At 69.1% G+C, this 14,412-nt stretch carries 15 protein-coding genes; 6 read left to right on the top strand and 9 right to left on the bottom strand.

Going from position 1 to position 14,412, the window contains the following annotated elements:
* Nucleotides 1-148: 148 nt before the first annotated feature.
* Nucleotides 149-646: an SRPBCC family protein gene (locus tag C5B85_RS14105; protein ID WP_104286652.1), complete on the top strand. Its 498-nt coding sequence runs from the start codon at nucleotides 149-151 to the stop codon at nucleotides 644-646.
* Between the two features lie 133 nt (nucleotides 647-779).
* Here C5B85_RS14105 and C5B85_RS19595 read toward each other — a convergent pair whose 3' ends face one another.
* Nucleotides 780-1,937: an ArgP/LysG family DNA-binding transcriptional regulator gene (locus C5B85_RS19595; protein WP_181064448.1), complete on the bottom strand. Its 1,158-nt coding sequence runs from the start codon at nucleotides 1,935-1,937 to the stop codon at nucleotides 780-782.
* Between the two features lie 70 nt (nucleotides 1,938-2,007).
* On the opposite strand from C5B85_RS19595, the gene C5B85_RS14095 reads away from it, so the two are divergent.
* Complete coding sequence (locus C5B85_RS14095) at nucleotides 2,008-2,622, top strand: LysE/ArgO family amino acid transporter (RefSeq protein ID WP_104286651.1); 615 nt, start codon at nucleotides 2,008-2,010, stop codon at nucleotides 2,620-2,622.
* Here the strand turns inward: C5B85_RS14095 and C5B85_RS14090 are convergent.
* Complete coding sequence (locus C5B85_RS14090) at nucleotides 2,605-3,072, bottom strand: GNAT family N-acetyltransferase (RefSeq protein WP_219819416.1); 468 nt, start codon at nucleotides 3,070-3,072, stop codon at nucleotides 2,605-2,607. The genes C5B85_RS14095 and C5B85_RS14090 overlap by 18 nt on opposite strands.
* Nucleotides 3,073-3,191: 119 nt before the next feature.
* Here C5B85_RS14090 and C5B85_RS19250 point away from each other — a divergent pair, with 119 nt between their 5' ends.
* From C5B85_RS19250 to C5B85_RS19245, 3 genes are all read left to right on the top strand, one after another.
* Complete coding sequence (locus C5B85_RS19250; RefSeq protein WP_181064447.1) at nucleotides 3,192-4,436, top strand: hypothetical protein; 1,245 nt, start codon at nucleotides 3,192-3,194, stop codon at nucleotides 4,434-4,436.
* Entirely contained in the window at nucleotides 4,429-4,794 is a 366-nt protein-coding gene (locus C5B85_RS14080; protein ID WP_104286650.1) for a GntR family transcriptional regulator, read from the top strand. The genes C5B85_RS19250 and C5B85_RS14080 overlap by 8 nt, the downstream gene beginning before the upstream one ends.
* A 299-nt stretch (nucleotides 4,795-5,093) precedes the next feature.
* Nucleotides 5,094-5,240 carry a hypothetical protein gene (locus tag C5B85_RS19245; protein WP_181064446.1) on the top strand — a complete coding sequence of 49 codons (147 nt, stop codon included), beginning with the start codon at nucleotides 5,094-5,096 and terminating at the stop codon, nucleotides 5,238-5,240.
* A gap of 235 nt (nucleotides 5,241-5,475) precedes the next feature.
* On the opposite strand, the gene C5B85_RS14075 is transcribed toward C5B85_RS19245, so the two are convergent.
* The gene (locus C5B85_RS14075; protein WP_104286649.1) at nucleotides 5,476-5,673 is read right to left on the bottom strand and encodes a hypothetical protein; all 198 of its coding nucleotides are present in this window, start codon (nucleotides 5,671-5,673) and stop codon (nucleotides 5,476-5,478) included.
* Nucleotides 5,674-5,773: 100 nt separating this feature from the next.
* Between C5B85_RS14075 and C5B85_RS14070 the strand changes: the two genes are divergently transcribed.
* On the top strand, nucleotides 5,774-6,109 hold the full coding sequence (locus C5B85_RS14070) for a hypothetical protein (protein ID WP_104286648.1): 336 nt from the start codon (nucleotides 5,774-5,776) through the stop codon (nucleotides 6,107-6,109).
* A 55-nt stretch (nucleotides 6,110-6,164) separates the two neighbouring features.
* On the opposite strand, the gene C5B85_RS14065 is transcribed toward C5B85_RS14070, so the two are convergent.
* The 6 genes from C5B85_RS14065 to C5B85_RS14040 all read right to left on the bottom strand — a co-directional run bounded on the left by C5B85_RS14065 (nucleotide 6,165) and on the right by C5B85_RS14040 (nucleotide 14,284).
* A complete protein-coding gene (locus C5B85_RS14065) occupies nucleotides 6,165-6,872 on the bottom strand; it encodes a response regulator (RefSeq protein WP_104286647.1) in 708 nt (235 codons plus the stop codon).
* Nucleotides 6,869-9,427: an ATP-binding protein gene (locus C5B85_RS14060; protein WP_104286646.1), complete on the bottom strand. Its 2,559-nt coding sequence runs from the start codon at nucleotides 9,425-9,427 to the stop codon at nucleotides 6,869-6,871. Before C5B85_RS14060 ends, C5B85_RS14065 begins: the two co-directional genes overlap by 4 nt.
* Nucleotides 9,428-9,430: 3 nt before the next feature.
* Complete coding sequence (gene kdpC, locus C5B85_RS14055; RefSeq protein ID WP_104286645.1) at nucleotides 9,431-10,186, bottom strand: potassium-transporting ATPase subunit KdpC; 756 nt, start codon at nucleotides 10,184-10,186, stop codon at nucleotides 9,431-9,433.
* Nucleotides 10,187-10,260: 74 nt separating this feature from the next.
* Complete coding sequence (kdpB, locus tag C5B85_RS14050) at nucleotides 10,261-12,414, bottom strand: potassium-transporting ATPase subunit KdpB (RefSeq protein ID WP_258070822.1); 2,154 nt, start codon at nucleotides 12,412-12,414, stop codon at nucleotides 10,261-10,263.
* 62 nt (nucleotides 12,415-12,476) lie between these two features.
* Nucleotides 12,477-14,159, bottom strand: a complete 1,683-nt coding sequence (kdpA, locus tag C5B85_RS14045) for a potassium-transporting ATPase subunit KdpA (RefSeq protein WP_104286755.1) — start codon at nucleotides 14,157-14,159, stop codon at nucleotides 12,477-12,479.
* 35 nt (nucleotides 14,160-14,194) lie between these two features.
* The gene (locus tag C5B85_RS14040; protein ID WP_104286643.1) at nucleotides 14,195-14,284 is read right to left on the bottom strand and encodes a potassium-transporting ATPase subunit F; all 90 of its coding nucleotides are present in this window, start codon (nucleotides 14,282-14,284) and stop codon (nucleotides 14,195-14,197) included.
* Nucleotides 14,285-14,412: the final 128 nt, after the last annotated feature.

Raw genomic sequence — 14,412 nt, 5'->3', positions numbered from 1 at the left:
GGTCGTTCTTTGATGGCCCGCCCCGCGAGCCAGGAGAAGTCCCAGCCGTCGCCGACGATGACGTCGGCGGCGCCAGGTCGCCCCCGACGTCCAGGGTGTCTCGGGTCCGCGCGGGCAATCGTCCGACCAGCGCGTGTGACCATTGGGCATGCCCGTCGTCGAGTCCCGTTGCGTTGTCCCCGTGACCCCAGCGGTCGCGTTCGCCGTATCCCAGACCACAGGCGAGGTGCGGATGCGGTGGGACCCGTTCATCCGCCGCCAGCACTTCCTCGACGGGGCCACGCTGCCGGCGAAGGGCGTGCGCACCTTCACTGTGCAGCGCCTCGGCTTCCGCATGATCAGCGAATACGTCTCCTACAACCCGCCGTCGAACGTGGGGATGAAGATGACGAAAGGCTCCTGGTTCTTCGAGCGGCTCGGCGGGGGTTGGCGATTCAGTCCCGCACCGGACGACGAGGGCCCTGGCCAGCCCGCGACTCTTGCCGTCTGGCGGTACAACTTCGCGTGCAAGCCCAGATGGCTCGCTCCCCTCGCCGAGCGAATCGGCGGGTACCTGCTGCAGCGCGACATCGATCGACGCATCCGAAGCTTCGCTCGCGCATGCGAAGACCCCGTTGTGCTCGCCGCGGTGGCTGAGCCCCGGTAACGGTCAGCCCTCAGCCCTGTGCCGTCTGCCCTCAACTCTTAACCCTCAACCCTCAACCCTCAACCCTCAACCAGCCATCTCACCTCAGCCCTGAGCGGGCAGATCTCAGCGAGCAGATCTCAGTGTTCGGATCTCAGCCCCCAGATCTCAGTGACGCACGGGCCGCCGCCGAGACGGCCGCGGCCGACCGGGCAAGCGCGTCAGTGTGCAGCTGCCACTGCTGCCAGAACAGGGGCACATCGATCGACGCCCCGGGGTCAATCGGAATCAGCGCGGCGTCGTCACCCAACTGCAGTTCAGGCACAAGTCCCCACCCGAACCCGAGGCGGATGGCTCGGACGAAGTCGGTAGACGAGGGCACGTAGTGGCAGGGCGGGCTCGCCGCGTCGACGCCGAGGCCGCGCAGGTAGCGATCCTGGAGCGTGTCGGCGCGATCGAACAAGACAACCGGGGCGCGACCGAGCGAGGCAGCAAGCGACCCTGCACCGGCGCCGGCGCCGGCGCCGGCACCGACACCGACACCGACGCCATCACCGGCACCGCCAGCAGCACCGCCACCGCCACCCCCAGCACCGCCACGACGACGAACACGTCCATCACCATCACCGCCACCGCCACCGCCACAATCACCGTCACCGTCACCGTCACCGTCACCGTCACCGCCACCGTCACCGCCACCGCCACCGCCACCGTCCGCGTCCCCATCACCGAACCAGCGATCCGCGAACTCGGGCGACGCCACGGGCACGTACCGCATCGCCCCGAGCAGCACCGAGCTGCAGCCCTGCACCGGCACGGGGTCTGCCGTGATGGCGGCCGTCACGCTGCCCCGCCGCAGCAGCTCAGTGGTCTGGGTCTCGTCGGCCCTGTGCAGGTCGAAGGCGATCTCCCCGGCTAGGGGTGCGAGCGCGGGCAGCAGCCAGGTCGCGAGCGAGTCGGCGTTGACCGCGATCGGAAGCCGCTCCAGCACCGGCTCCTCGTCCCCCTCGCCCACACCGGCACCGGATGCCCCGCCGACCCGCCCGAGGACACTCGATGCTTCCCGGCCGAGCGCATCTAGCTGCCGCGCGAGCCGGAGCAGCACCTCGCCGGATTCGGTCGGCTCGACCGGCTTGCTGCGCTGCAGCAGCACGCGACCCGTCTGGCTCTCGAGCGACTTGATGCGCTGACTGATGGCCGAAGGCGTGACCCGCAGCTCACGGGCGGCGGCCTCGAACGTCCCCGTCTCGACGGCAGCCCGGAGGGCGGCGAGGCGTTGAGGGTCGAAGGGCTGCGACACGGATCCAGACATGAAGAAATACTAATGATTCACAAGGAACATGAGCTGGTGCCAACGCCCGTGCCCACAATATCGTCGCGACATGACCTTGGATCTCCTCACACCCCTCGCCGGGTTCGGCTTCGGCCTCTCGCTCATCGTCGCGATCGGCGCGCAGAACGCGTTTGTGCTGCGCCAAGGTCTCCTGCGCAAGCACGTGCTCGCGGTCGTCGCCGTGTGTGCCCTCTCCGACGCGTTCCTCATCCTGCTGGGCATCGGCGGCGCCGGCATCGTCTTCACGGCCCTGCCCTGGCTGACGACCGTTGTGCGGATCGCGGGCGCCGCTTTCCTGCTGGTCTACGCCGTGCTCGCCGCCCGCCGCGCGATCAGGCCGAAGGCAATGGATGCGGCCGACGCGCAGACCTCGCCCACCCTGCTCCCGACCGTGCTCACGTGCCTCGCCCTCACCTGGCTCAACCCGCACGTCTACCTGGACACGGTTGTGCTCCTCGGTTCTGTCGCCAACACGCACGGCGAGGCACGTTGGCTCTTCGGCGCGGGCGCGGCGGCCGCGAGCATCGCCTGGTTCGCGGCCCTCGGCTACGGCGCACGCCTTCTTCAGCCGGTCTTCGCGAAGCCTGCCGCGTGGCGTGTTCTCGACGCGATCATCGCGGTTGTCATGGCGGGCATCGCCGCCTCGCTACTGCTCGGTCTCTGACGCCTCTGACGTCTCGACGGTGAGCTGGAGGTGCAGGAGCGGGAACGGCCTCCCCTCCCCATCCAGCTCGGAACGACCGACTTCGATGAACCCTCGACTCGCGTAGAAGGCGCGCCCTGAAGGGTTCTGCTCGTTGACATCGACCCGCAGCGTTGTCCGCCCCGCGAGGACCGACCTCAGCAACGCGCTCCCGACCCCGCACCCCTGAGCCTTCGCGTCGACGAAGAGCGCCTCGATGGTGTCACCCTCGACGGCAATGAATCCTGCGACCTCGTCACCCTGCGCGGCGACGCGCAGATCGGACAGGCGGGGCAGGTACCCCCGCACATCCACCGCGATCGCGTCGAGTTGTGAGCGTGAGAGGAATGCGTGCGTCGCTTCGACTGAGCGGCGCCAGAGAGCGTGCAGTGCCGGGAAGTCCGCCGTCACTGCTGGCCGAATCGAGATCACGACCCCATGCTAGGGCGCTGGAACGCGCATCGCACCGCCCACTTGTATCTTGCGCTTGAAACAAGATCTTGTACCCTTTCGAAAACACAAGAGGCAAGCAGCAACGCAAGGGGGCACCCGTGAGTCCACTGTTCTTCATCTTGATGACCGACCTGGTCACGTTCGTGCCCGCAGCCCTGCTCTCGCTTGGCCTCGTCTTCACCCCGTGGGTGCGCTCCCGAGTCACAGTCCCAGACTCCTCGCGGAACCTGCGGCGCGCCCGCCCGGACTCTCTGGTCAGCCTGGGCCTCAGCGTCGCAGCCTTCCTGGCCGTGCTCATCACGCTTGCGCCGTTCGTCGAGGGGATGCTGCCGAGCTGGCTCACGCTCGGCTCTGACCCGTTCGCGTTCCGCTGGCACGACTTCTCGAGGGAGCTCCTGTTCGGCTCTGTCGCGCTCGCCGTCGTTGCCTTCGCCCTCATCGTCGCCCGGCGCACCCCACGCAGCCCCGTGCCGCCCGCCGGGCCGCGGGGCTGGCGCACGTACGCATCGGGTCGAGGGGTCGCGACGCTCGCTCTCGTCTTCGCAGCGTTCATCCTCGTGACGATCTTTGCGGGCTCCGTCTCGAGCCCGGACGACGACGGCCGCCACACCCTGTTCGTCATCGAGTCGGGAGGCGACTTCTGGGGTGCCTCGGGCCGCTTCTACGGCTGGGCCTACGGGGTTCCCGCCGCGATTGCGGCGACTGCCCTCGTGGGGGTCACCGCCTTCACGCTTCAGGCCAACGCTGCCCGCGCCTTCCTCGAGCCGCAGAGCGTGGAATGGGAGACAGCGAGCCGCCGGGCCATCGCCACCCGCATCCTCTGGTTCTCCATCGGCGTGCTGGTCTACGTGCTCGGTTTGTGCCTGCTCCGCATCGGCGGGGCCGCCGGAGCGCAGCTGAGCGCCCCGGGCTACACCTGGGGCACCAGCTTGGCCACACTCGAGACGGTCCTCACGTGGGGTGGGCGCATCACTCGCGGCCTCGGCATGGCGCTGCTCCTGCTCGTCGGCCTCACACACCGGACGGGTCGAGCGAGTCGAGCGGATCGGACGAATCCGACAGATCGGACAGATAGCGCGGGTCGGGCAGATCAGGCAGATCGGACGAATCCGACGAATCGGACGGATAGCGCGGATAGCGCGGATAGCGCGGGTCGAACGGATCGGGCAGATCGGACAGGTCGGGCAGATCGGGCGGATCGGACGGATCGGACGAATCGGACGGATCGGACGGATCGCGCGGGTCAGGCGGATCGGACAGATCGCGCAGGTCGGACGGATAGCGCGGGTCGGGCAGATCGGGTCGGCGGGTACGGCGGGTCGGGCGGGCACGGCAATGAGTGAGGGCACGTCAGATCAGGTGGCCGCGCATTTCCGTGGACTCATCCTCTCGGGGCTGATCGGCGCGGGCGACCGTCTCCCAACCGTGCGTCAGACGGCCCGGGACTTCGGCGTGGCTCTCGGCACGGCGGCCAGGGCGTACCGGATGCTCGAGGCCGAGGGCACGATCGTCACGCGGGGAGCCGCGGGCACCCGGGTGGCCGACCAGCCGTCCGCTCTGCCCGGCTCCGTCCTCGCGAAGCTCCGGGCTGCCGTCGAGGAGGCAAAGGAGCTGGGCACCTCGCGGGCGGAAGTGATGAACGCCCTGCGGGCAATCTGGGACGCCGAGCACCGCATCCCCGAGCAGACCCCAGACCCGTAGTCGACCCCAGACCCGAGCAGACCCCAGACCCGTAATCGAGCTCAGACCCGTAGTCGAACCCAGACCCGAGCAGACCCCAGACCCGTAGTCGAACCCAGACCCGAGCAGACCCCGGACCCGTAGTCGACCCCAGACGCCAATCGACCTCACCCTTAGCCCACCTCATCCCAGTCCACCTCATCCCCAGTCCACCTCATCCCTAGTCGACTGGCGGTTTCGAGGGAAGCCCCCGCGAACTCCCAAGCGGCGCGCGCTATCGTCGCCCCAGTCAAGGAAGACCCCCGACCGGAAGGCCCACGATGAGCGACCAGAAGATCTCCCACGACAGCGATGGCGACGAGAAGCCCAACGGTCTCGGCGAGGACGGCACGATCCCCAACTCCGACGACGGCGTGGCGGTCGGCTACGACCCGGATGCTTCGACGTTCGAGCCGGAGGAAGACTGACCCGTCACGAGTCCACGACTCTCGACCAACCGGAAGCCGGGGCCATCAGCCCCGGCTTCCGTCGTCAGCAGCGCAAGGCAGTGACCACGGCGCCCGCACCTGCCTCCCTGCCTGCACCCGCCTGCCTGCCTGCCTGCCTGAACCTACATCTGCACCCGCCTGCACCTGCACCTGCACCCGCCTGCCTGCCTGTCTCCCTACCTCCCTGAACCTAATCAAGCGAAGCGGGCCAGTCTCAGTCCTGCTGCCAATCAGGTCGAACCTTCCAAGCGACGAAGGCGCTCGCCGCGAAGAGCGCCCCAAGCGCGGTTGGAACCCACGCGGCGATGGTCGAGGCCGGGTCGATCGCGGGCGGTAGCAGGAGGATCAGAGCCGCGCCCGAGACGACGACAACGGCGAAGAATCCGAGGAACCAGGCGAGGGAGCGTCTCATGCGGCCCGACCCTAGCCTGAGCTTCTGAGGACGCCAGACTCACGGGGTCCGTGCACCCCGAGCCCCGCAGGCTCCCAGGACGAGACCCCAGGCTCGCTTGATGACCTCCCAGACACATGACCACGACCACGACCACAACCCCTCGCAAGAAGACGGTCTCTCGCAAGAAGACGGTCTCTCGCACGGCGAGCAGCTCGAGAAGGACACCAGCTACTCCCCAGGCAGCGAGACCGAGACGCAGAAGAAGCAGGAGACGAGCACCGAGCGGGTGGATGAGGTCGACGGCCAGGTCGACCGCGACATCGACACGGGTCAGGTGAACGTACGCCCTGGCACGGGCGGACCCGATGATGTCGGGGACATCGACGTGGATTCCAGCGAAATCAACTTCCCGAGCGCTGAAGAAGCGAGCAGGGCGGCTCCCACCGACAACTGAGCGTCACGCCTGAGCGTCACGCCTGCGCGTCACGCCTGCGCGTCACGCCTGCGCGTCACGCCTGCGGGGGATGCTGTGGCTCGAGCATCAGCCGGTACCCCATGCCGGCTTCGGTCAGTAGGTGCCGCGGCGACGACGGCACGGGCTCGAGCTTCTTGCGCAGCTGGGACAGGTACAGCCTGAGGTAGCCGGTGTCGTTGACGTGCTCGGAACCCCAGATGCTGGTGAGCAGCATCTGCCTGGTCACGAGCCGCCCTGCGTTGCGGATGAGCAGTTCGAGCACCTGCCACTCTGTCGGCGTGAGCCGCACGTGCGCGGCCTCGCCGTCGACGCTGCGCACGACGCTCTTAGCCGCCAGGTCGACGGACACGTCGCCGAACACCACTACGGGTTCGGCGTCGCCCTGCGGAACGCGACGAGACAGTGCCCGGATGCGCGCGAGCAGCTCGTCGACGGAGAACGGCTTCGTGACGTAGTCGTCGGCTCCCGCGTCGAGCGCGTCAACCTTGTCTCCGGCCCCGCTGCGCCCGGAGACGACGAGGATAGGCGCCTCCGACCAGCCGCGGATCGCCTGGATGACTTCGAGCCCGTCAAGCTCCGGCATGCCGAGGTCGAGGAGGTACAGTTCGGGGTGGCTGTCGATGGCCACCGAAATGGCTTCCGCGCCGTTGCGGGCGACCAGCACCTGATACCCCTTAGCGGTGAGGGTGATGCGTAGCGCTCGCAGCAGCTGCGGGTCGTCGTCGGCGATCAGTATCTTCACGCGCGGTCTCCCCTGGTTCCTTCAGCCACGTCACCGGCGACCGGAAGCGTCACGACCATCGTGAGCCCACCGCCCGGGGTGTCTTCGGGCACCAGTGTGCCGTGCATCCCCTCGACGAACCCCTTCGAGATCGCGAGGCCCAGCCCGAGGCCCGTCGTGTTGTCGGTGTCGCCGAGGCGTTGGAATGGCACGAACACGTCTTCGCGGCGCTCGGCCGGGATACCTGGCCCGTGGTCGATGACTCTGATCTGCATCTTTCCGCCGAACTCGCTCGTCGCGAGGCGCACCCGCCTGTCTGCCGGCGAGTGGCGCACCGCGTTGGCGAGCAGATTCACGAGCACCCGCTGCAGCAGGGCTGGGTCTGCGGCGACGGATGCGTCGCTCTGGTCGAGCGCGAGCTCCACGGCGCCGGGGCCGAGGTGGAGCTCGTCGAGGGCGGGCACGATCACGTCGGCGGGATCCGTTGCAATGATCGAGACCGCGAGCGCCCCGGATTGGAGGCGGCTCACGTCGAGCAGGTCGGTGACCAGGGAGGCGAGGGTGGCGAGGCTCTCGTCGGCCGCCTCCAGGAGCTCCTCGCGGTCCTCCGCGCCGAGCTCATCGCCCGCCGCGCGAAGCCCGCTGACCGCGGCCGTCGCCGCTGCGAGGGGACGTCGCAGGTCGTGGCTGAGCGCAGAGAGGAGCGCGCGGCGGACCTTGTCGGAGGCGGCGAGAGGCGCGACTTCGTCTGCCGCGTCCCGCAGGTCGCTGTGCTCGAGGGCCGCACCCAGTTGCGCCACGATGACAGTGAGGAGGCGTCGCTCCGACGCGTCGAGCTCACGCCCGTGCAGCTCGAGCACCACGGCTGTGCCGGTCGTCGCGTCCCCGATCACTGGCACGGAGACGTGCCGGTTGCCGCGCACGGGCTCCCCGCAGCTGGCGAGCACACGAGGCTCAGCTTCGCGCGGCGCATCCGCACCCCGCGCATCCACGAGCCGCACCCCGGCGAGCCCGAACGCCTCACGAGTGCGCTCGACGAGCGCCTGCATTGCGTTCTGCCCGCGGAGCACGCTGCCGGCCACGGTCTGCAGGAGCTGCGACTCGGCGGCCGCCCGCCGCGCCTCGCGTGTTTTGCGGGCCGCGCGGTCGACGACGAGGCTGACAAGCGCCGCGATGACGACGTAGAGCACGATCGCGAGCAGGTGGCTCGGCTCCGTGATGAGGACCGTGCCGAAGGGGGCGACGAAGAAGAAATCGAGCGTCACACCAGAAAGCACGGCCGCGAAGAGCGCGGGCCAGAGGCCGCCGACGAGGGCGACCGCGACAACAAGGAGTTGGTAGCTGAGCGCGTGCGTCGTGAAGGAATCGACGCTGCCAAGCGACGCGAGCGCCCAGGTGAGCAGCGGCCCCGCGACGAGCGCAAGCACGAACCCGGCGATCCGGCGACGCATCGTGAGCGCCCCGCCGAGCTGCGGCAGCCTGAGGCCTCCGCCAGCACTCGCGTGGTTCACGATGTGCACGTCGATGCTGCCGGCCTCGCGGGTGACGGTGCTTCCGACGCTCGGGCCGGTGAGCAGTGCCGAGAGCCTGCTCCGGCGGCTCACCCCGATGACCAGCTGTGTGGCGTTGACGGACCTCGCGAAGTCGATGAGGGCGGAGGGGATGTCCTCGCCGACGACCTGGTGGTAGCTGCCACCGAGCTGCTCCACCAACGCACGCTGCCCCGCGAGGTGCGCAGGGTCTCCCGCGCGCAGCCCGTCCTGGCTCGTGACGTGCAGGGCGAGCAGCTCGCCGCTCCCCGACCTGGCCGCGATGCGCGCCCCCCGGCGAAGCAGAGTCTCGCCCTCCACCCCGCCGGTGAGCGTCACGACAACCCGTTCGCGCGCCTCCCACGTGGAGTTGATGCCGTGTTCGTCTCGGTAGCGCTTCAGCGACTGATCGACCTCGTCCGCGAGCCACAGCAGCGCGAGCTCGCGCAACGCCGTGAGGTTGCCGAGGCGGAAGTAGTTGGAGAGCGCCGCGTCGACGCGCTCGGCCGGATACACGAGCCCGCCAGCGAGCCGGTCGCGCAGCGCCTGCGGCGACAGGTCGACAACCTCAACCTGGTCTGCTCGGCGCAGCACGTCATCCGGGATGGTCTCGCGCTGTGGCGCTCCCGTGATCTGCTCCACCACGTCATTGAGCGACTCGATGTGCTGGATGTTCACCGTCGAGAGAACGTCGATGCCGGCAGCGAGGACCTCCTCGACATCCTCCCACCGCTTCGCATTCCGGGAGCCGGGGGCGTTGGTGTGGGCGAGCTCATCGACAAGCGCAACCTCCGGGCGGCGCTGGAGCACGGCGTCGACGTCCAGTTCCAGGAGCGTCACGCCGCGGTGGATGAACGGGGCACGCCCCAGGACTTCGAGCCCCTCCGCCGCGCCCGCCGTCGCTGCCCGGCCGTGGGTCTCGACAACCGCGACGACGACGTCCTGGCCCGCGTCGCGCATCCGCCTGCCCTCGTGGAGCATCGCGAACGTCTTCCCGACGCCGGGGGCGGCGCCGAGCAGCACCCGCAGCCGTCCCCGCTTCGCCATCGCTCAGCTCTCCTTGCTTGTCGTGCTCGTCGTGCCTGTCGTGGTCGTCGCGCCTGTCGCGCCTGTCGTGCTCGTCTCGCCCGTCGTGCCCGTCGTGCCTGTCTCGCCCGTCGTGCCTGTCGGGTTCGAGGCCCCGAGCGCGTCAAGCGCTTGGTTGAGCTCGAGCACGTTGACGGTGGCTCCCCCGAGGAACCCGAGGAGGGGGCCGGTCGTGTGCGCTGCGACCAGAGTACGGACCTCGGCGGGGTCGAGCTCGCGCGCCGCCGCGACGCGCTCGACCTGCAGTGCTGCGTAGTCGGGGCTGATGTGCGGGTCGAGTCCGGATGCCGAGGCCGTCACCGCATCGACCGGCACCTCCTCGGGTGTGACCCCGTTGAACTCGGCGACCTGGGCGCGCCGCTCGATGATGGCCGCGATGAGGTCGGCGTTCTCCGGCCCGAGGTTCGAGCCGGAGGAGGCGCCAGAGTCGTATCCGTCGCCAGCCGCAGACGGTCGCGACTGGAAGAACTCGGGGAGGGGCCTGCCGTCTGCGTCGAGGAACGACTGCCCGATGAGACTCGAGCCGACGACCTCGCTGCGCGCACCCGCATCCCCGCCGGGGCCGCGCAGCTGAGAGCCGTTGGCCTGCGCCCCGAACGCGAGCTGCCCGAGCCCGGTGATGACAAGCGTGTAGCCGACGCCGAGCACGGCCGTGAAGAGGAGCATCGCCCGCACGGCGACCCAGGTGGTGCGCGCCGTGGCGCGGGTTGAGGAGTTCATGGGGAGTCCTGTCAGGTCGGTCTTTGGGGAGCCGGTTGCAGAGGAACCGGTTGAGAATCGCTGGAAGGGTGAGCTCAGAAGCCCGGGATGAGTCGCACGACGAGGTCGATCAGCCAGATCCCGATGAAGGGCGCGATGATGCCGCCGACCCCGTACACGAGGAGGTTGCGGCCGAGGGTGCTCGAAGCGTTCGATGGTCGGTACTTCACGCCCCGCAGGGCGAGCGGCACAAGCAGCACGATGACAACCGCGTTGAAGATGATCGCCGACAGCACGGCCGAGGCCGGCGAGTGGAGCCCCATGATGTTGAGCACGCCGAGGCCGGGGAACACGCCCATGAACATGGCCGGGATGATCGCGAAGTACTTCGCGATGTCGTTCGAGATGGAGAACGTCGTGAGCGCGCCCCGCGTGATGAGGAGCTGCTTGCCGATGCGCACCACGTCGATGAGCTTCGTCGGGTCGGAGTCGAGGTCGACCATGTTGCCCGCCTCCTTCGCCGCCGACGTGCCCGTGTTCATGGCCACGCCGACGTCAGCCTGCGCAAGCGCGGGGGCGTCGTTGGTGCCGTCGCCCGTCATCGCGACGAGGTTGCCGCCCTCCTGCTCGCGGCGGATGTAGGCCAGCTTCTGCTCTGGCGTCGCCTCGGCCAGGAAGTCGTCGACCCCGGCCTCCTTCGCGATCGCGGCCGCCGTGAGCGGGTTGTCGCCCGTCACCATGACCGTGCGGATACCCATGGACCGCAGCTCCGCGAAGCGCTCTCTGAGCCCTTCCTTCACGACGTCCTTGAGGTGCACGACCCCGAGGACACGGCCGGATACCGTCCCCTCGGCGGGGGCATCCATCACCGCGACGACCAGCGGGGTGCCGCCGCTCTGCGAGATGCGTCGCGTCGCGTCCTCGAGCTCCTCGATCTGGGACGCCTCCACGGGCGCGCCCTCGGCGGCCAGCCAGGCCGTCACTGAGGACCCGGCACCTTTGCGGATGCGCGAGCCATCCGGCCGGTCGAGCCCGGACATGCGCGTCTGCGCCGTGAACGGGATGATCGCACCAGGGGCATCGCCGCCCGCCGAGCCCGCCGGCGCACCGACATCGACGCCCTCACGGCTGGCGAGTTCGACGATCGAGACGCCCTCCGGGGTCGGGTCGGCAAGCGACGAGAGAGCCGCGGCCCGAACCAGTTCCTGGTCTCGCACACCGGTCATCCGCACGAACTCGGATGCCCGGCGGTTGCCGTACGTGATGGTGCCGGTCTTGTCGAGCAGCAGCGTCGTCACGTCGCCGGCCGCCTCGACGGCGCGGCCCGACATCGCGAGCACATTGCGCTGCACGAGTCTGTCCATGCCGGCGATGCCGATCGCCGAGAGCAGCGCACCGATCGTCGTCGGGATGAGGCACACCAGCAGGGCGATGAGCACCGTGATGCTCACCGGCTTCGCCGCGTACGAGGCGATCGGGTTGAGGGTCAGCGCGACCACGACGAACACGATGGAGAGCGACGCGAGCAGGATGGAGAGCGCGATCTCGTTGGGCGTCTTCTGCCTGGATGCCCCCTCGACGAGGGCGATCATCCGGTCCACGAACGTCTCGCCTGGCTTCGAGGTGATGCGCACGACGATCCGGTCGGACAGCACCCGGGTGCCGCCCGTGACCGCGCTGCGGTCCCCGCCGGACTCGCGGATGACTGGGGCCGACTCGCCCGTGATGGCCGACTCGTCGACCGAGGCGATGCCCCACACGATGTCACCGTCACCAGGGACGAGCTCCCCCGCCGAGACCACGACGACGTCGCCGAGGGTGAGGTCTGCGGAGGAGACGTCGGCCGTGACTGCGGAGCTGGCCCCGGCGTCAGCCGCAGAGTTGTACGCGTCGACGCGGTGGGCGACGGTGCTCGTGCGGGTCTGGCGGAGCGTCTCCGCCTGCGCCTTGCCACGGCCTTCAGCCACCGACTCCGCGAGGTTAGCGAAGAGCACCGTGAGCCACAGCCAGACGGCGATGCCCCACGTGAAGGAGGCCGGGATCGCCACAGCGCCTGATTGCGAGAGTCCTCCAGAGTCGGCGGGCCCGCCCAGGAACGGCTCGGCCACGGCGAGCGCCGTCGTGAAGGCAGCCCCCACCCAGACGATGAACATGACCGGGTTGCGCCACTGCTGACGCGGGTCGAGCTTGCGGAACGCGCCGGGCAGGGCAGCGACGAAAGAGGCAGGCTGCAGGGTCGTGCGCTGCATGGTTGCGGGCTTCAGGGTCGTGCGCTGCAGGGTTGTGCGCTTCAGGGTTGTGCGCTGCATGGTCAGGAGAGTCCTTCTGCGAGGGGCCCCAGTGCGAGCACCGGGAAGTAGGTGAGCGCTGTGATGAGCACACTGACGCCCGTGAGGAGACCGACGAACTGCGGGCGGTAGGTGGGGAGCGTGCCGACCGTCGCCGGCACCTTGTCCTGGGCCGCGAGCGAGCCTGCGAGAGCCAGGACGAACACGATGGGGACAAACCGGCCGAGCAGCATGACAACGCCGAGCACCGTGTTGAGCCACGGCGTGTTCGCGGTGAGGCCTGCGAACGCCGAGCCGTTGTTGTTGGCGGCCGAGGTGAAGGCGTAGAGCACCTCGGAGAGTCCGTGGACGCCCGGATTCCAGATGGAGGTCGCAACGAGGTCGTCGCGGATACCGGGGATCGCGAAGCTGAGCGCGACCCCCGTGAGAACCAGCGCCGGGGTGACGAGTATGTAGAGGCTCGCGAGCTTGATCTCGCGTGGCCCGATCTTCTTGCCCAGGTATTCGGGGGTGCGCCCGATGAGGAGTCCCGCGATGAACACGGCGATGATCGCGAGGACAAGCATCGCGTAGAGCCCGGAGCCGACCCCGCCTGGTGCGATCTCACCGAGCATCATGTTGAGCATCGGCATGAGCCCGCCGAGCGCCGTGTAGGAGTCGTGCATGGAGTTGACGGCCCCCGTCGACGTGCCGGTGCTGGTCGTGGCGAAGAGGGTCGAGCCGACGATGCCGAATCGCTGCTCTTTGCCTTCGAGGGCGCCGCCCGCCGCATCCGGCGCCGACCCCATCCCGGCCGACTCGACGGCGGTGAGGATCGCGAACGACACCGTGAAGAGCGTCGCCATCACGGCGAGCACCGCGTAACCCTGGCGGACGTCGCCGACCATGCGGCCGAAGGTGCGCGGCAGGGAGAACGGGATGGCGAGCATGAGGACAACCTGCAGCAGGTTGGTCACCGCGTTCGGGTTCTCGAAGGGATGCGCCGAGTTCACGTTGAAGAAGCCGCCGCCGTTGGTGCCGACGAGCTTGATCGCCTCCTGAGAGGCCACCGGCCCGCCGGGGATCGACTGCGTCGCCCCCGTGAGCGTCGCAACATCGGTGAAGCCGTTGAAGTTCTGGATGACGCCGCCCGCGAGGAGCGCGAGGGCTGCCACGGTGGAGATTGGGAGGAGCACGCGCAGGGTTCCCCGGAGGAGGTCGACCCAGAAGTTGCCGAGCGTGCCGGAGCGTCGGGCGGCGAGGCCCCGCACGAGCGCGATCGCGACGGCCAGGCCGACGGCGGCGGAGACGAAGTTCTGCACGGTGAGCGCCGAGAGCTGGACGGCGTAGCCGAGGGTGACCTCCGGCGAGTACGACTGCCAGTTCGTGTTCGCGACGAACGAGGCGGCCGTGTTGAACGAGAGATGCTCCGAGGGAGCCGGCAGCCCAAGCGAGTAGGGCAGCCACTGCTGGGTGCGCTGCAGCAGGTAGACGAGCAGCACGCCGACGGCGGAGAAGACGAGCACGCCGCGCAGGTACGCCTGCCAGGTCTGCGGCGACGCGGGGTCGACGCCGATGAGCCGGTAGGCGGCCCGCTCGATCTTCCAGTCCTTCGCGGATGAGTACACCCAGGCGAGGTAGTCGCCGAGCGGGCGGTGGAGGGCGGCGAGGATCAACGCGACCGTGAGGAACGAGAGGGTCGCCTGGAGCACGACGGGTGCGTCCATCAGAAGTTCTGGGCCCATCAGCAGCGATCGGCCCATCAGAAGCGGTCCGGTTTTACGAGGGCGACCACGAGGTAGGCGATGGCGGCAAGGCCGAGGCAGAAGGCGATGAACTCGAACACGATCACAGCTTCTCCACCGCCTTGCCGAGGAGGCCGATGGCGGCGAAGAGGGCGATCACGCCCGCGACGAAGACGACGTCAAGCACTGGAGCTCCGTTCGGAGGTCGGCAGCCCAGCGGGGGTGGCTGGGCTGC

Origin of the sequence: Pseudoclavibacter sp. AY1F1, assembly GCF_002931075.1 — a bacterium.
In the GTDB taxonomy this organism is placed as follows: domain Bacteria; phylum Actinomycetota; class Actinomycetes; order Actinomycetales; family Microbacteriaceae; genus Pseudoclavibacter.
The sequence above is the reverse complement of the archived record's forward strand: the minus strand, read 5'-3'. Positions and strand labels throughout refer to the sequence as shown.

Bases quoted from the DNA above. Each gene is read 5' to 3' on its own strand.
- C5B85_RS19595 (WP_181064448.1), bottom strand. From the start codon at position 1,937: ATGTCTGGATCCGTGTCGCAGCCCTTCGACCCTCAACGCCTCGCCGCC.
- C5B85_RS14075 (WP_104286649.1), bottom strand. From the start codon at position 5,673: ATGAGACGCTCCCTCGCCTGGTTCCTCGGATTCTTCGCCGTTGTCGTC.
- C5B85_RS19245 (WP_181064446.1), top strand. From the start codon at position 5,094: ATGAGCGACCAGAAGATCTCCCACGACAGCGATGGCGACGAGAAGCCC.
- C5B85_RS14080 (WP_104286650.1), top strand. From the start codon at position 4,429: ATGAGTGAGGGCACGTCAGATCAGGTGGCCGCGCATTTCCGTGGACTC.
- kdpA (WP_104286755.1), bottom strand. From the start codon at position 14,159: ATGGACGCACCCGTCGTGCTCCAGGCGACCCTCTCGTTCCTCACGGTC.
- C5B85_RS14095 (WP_104286651.1), top strand. From the start codon at position 2,008: ATGACCTTGGATCTCCTCACACCCCTCGCCGGGTTCGGCTTCGGCCTC.
- C5B85_RS14060 (WP_104286646.1), bottom strand. From the start codon at position 9,427: ATGGCGAAGCGGGGACGGCTGCGGGTGCTGCTCGGCGCCGCCCCCGGC.
- kdpC (WP_104286645.1), bottom strand. From the start codon at position 10,186: ATGAACTCCTCAACCCGCGCCACGGCGCGCACCACCTGGGTCGCCGTG.
- kdpB (WP_258070822.1), bottom strand. From the start codon at position 12,414: ATGCAGCGCACGACCCTGCAGCCTGCCTCTTTCGTCGCTGCCCTGCCC.
- C5B85_RS14105 (WP_104286652.1), top strand. From the start codon at position 149: ATGCCCGTCGTCGAGTCCCGTTGCGTTGTCCCCGTGACCCCAGCGGTC.
- C5B85_RS14070 (WP_104286648.1), top strand. From the start codon at position 5,774: ATGACCTCCCAGACACATGACCACGACCACGACCACAACCCCTCGCAA.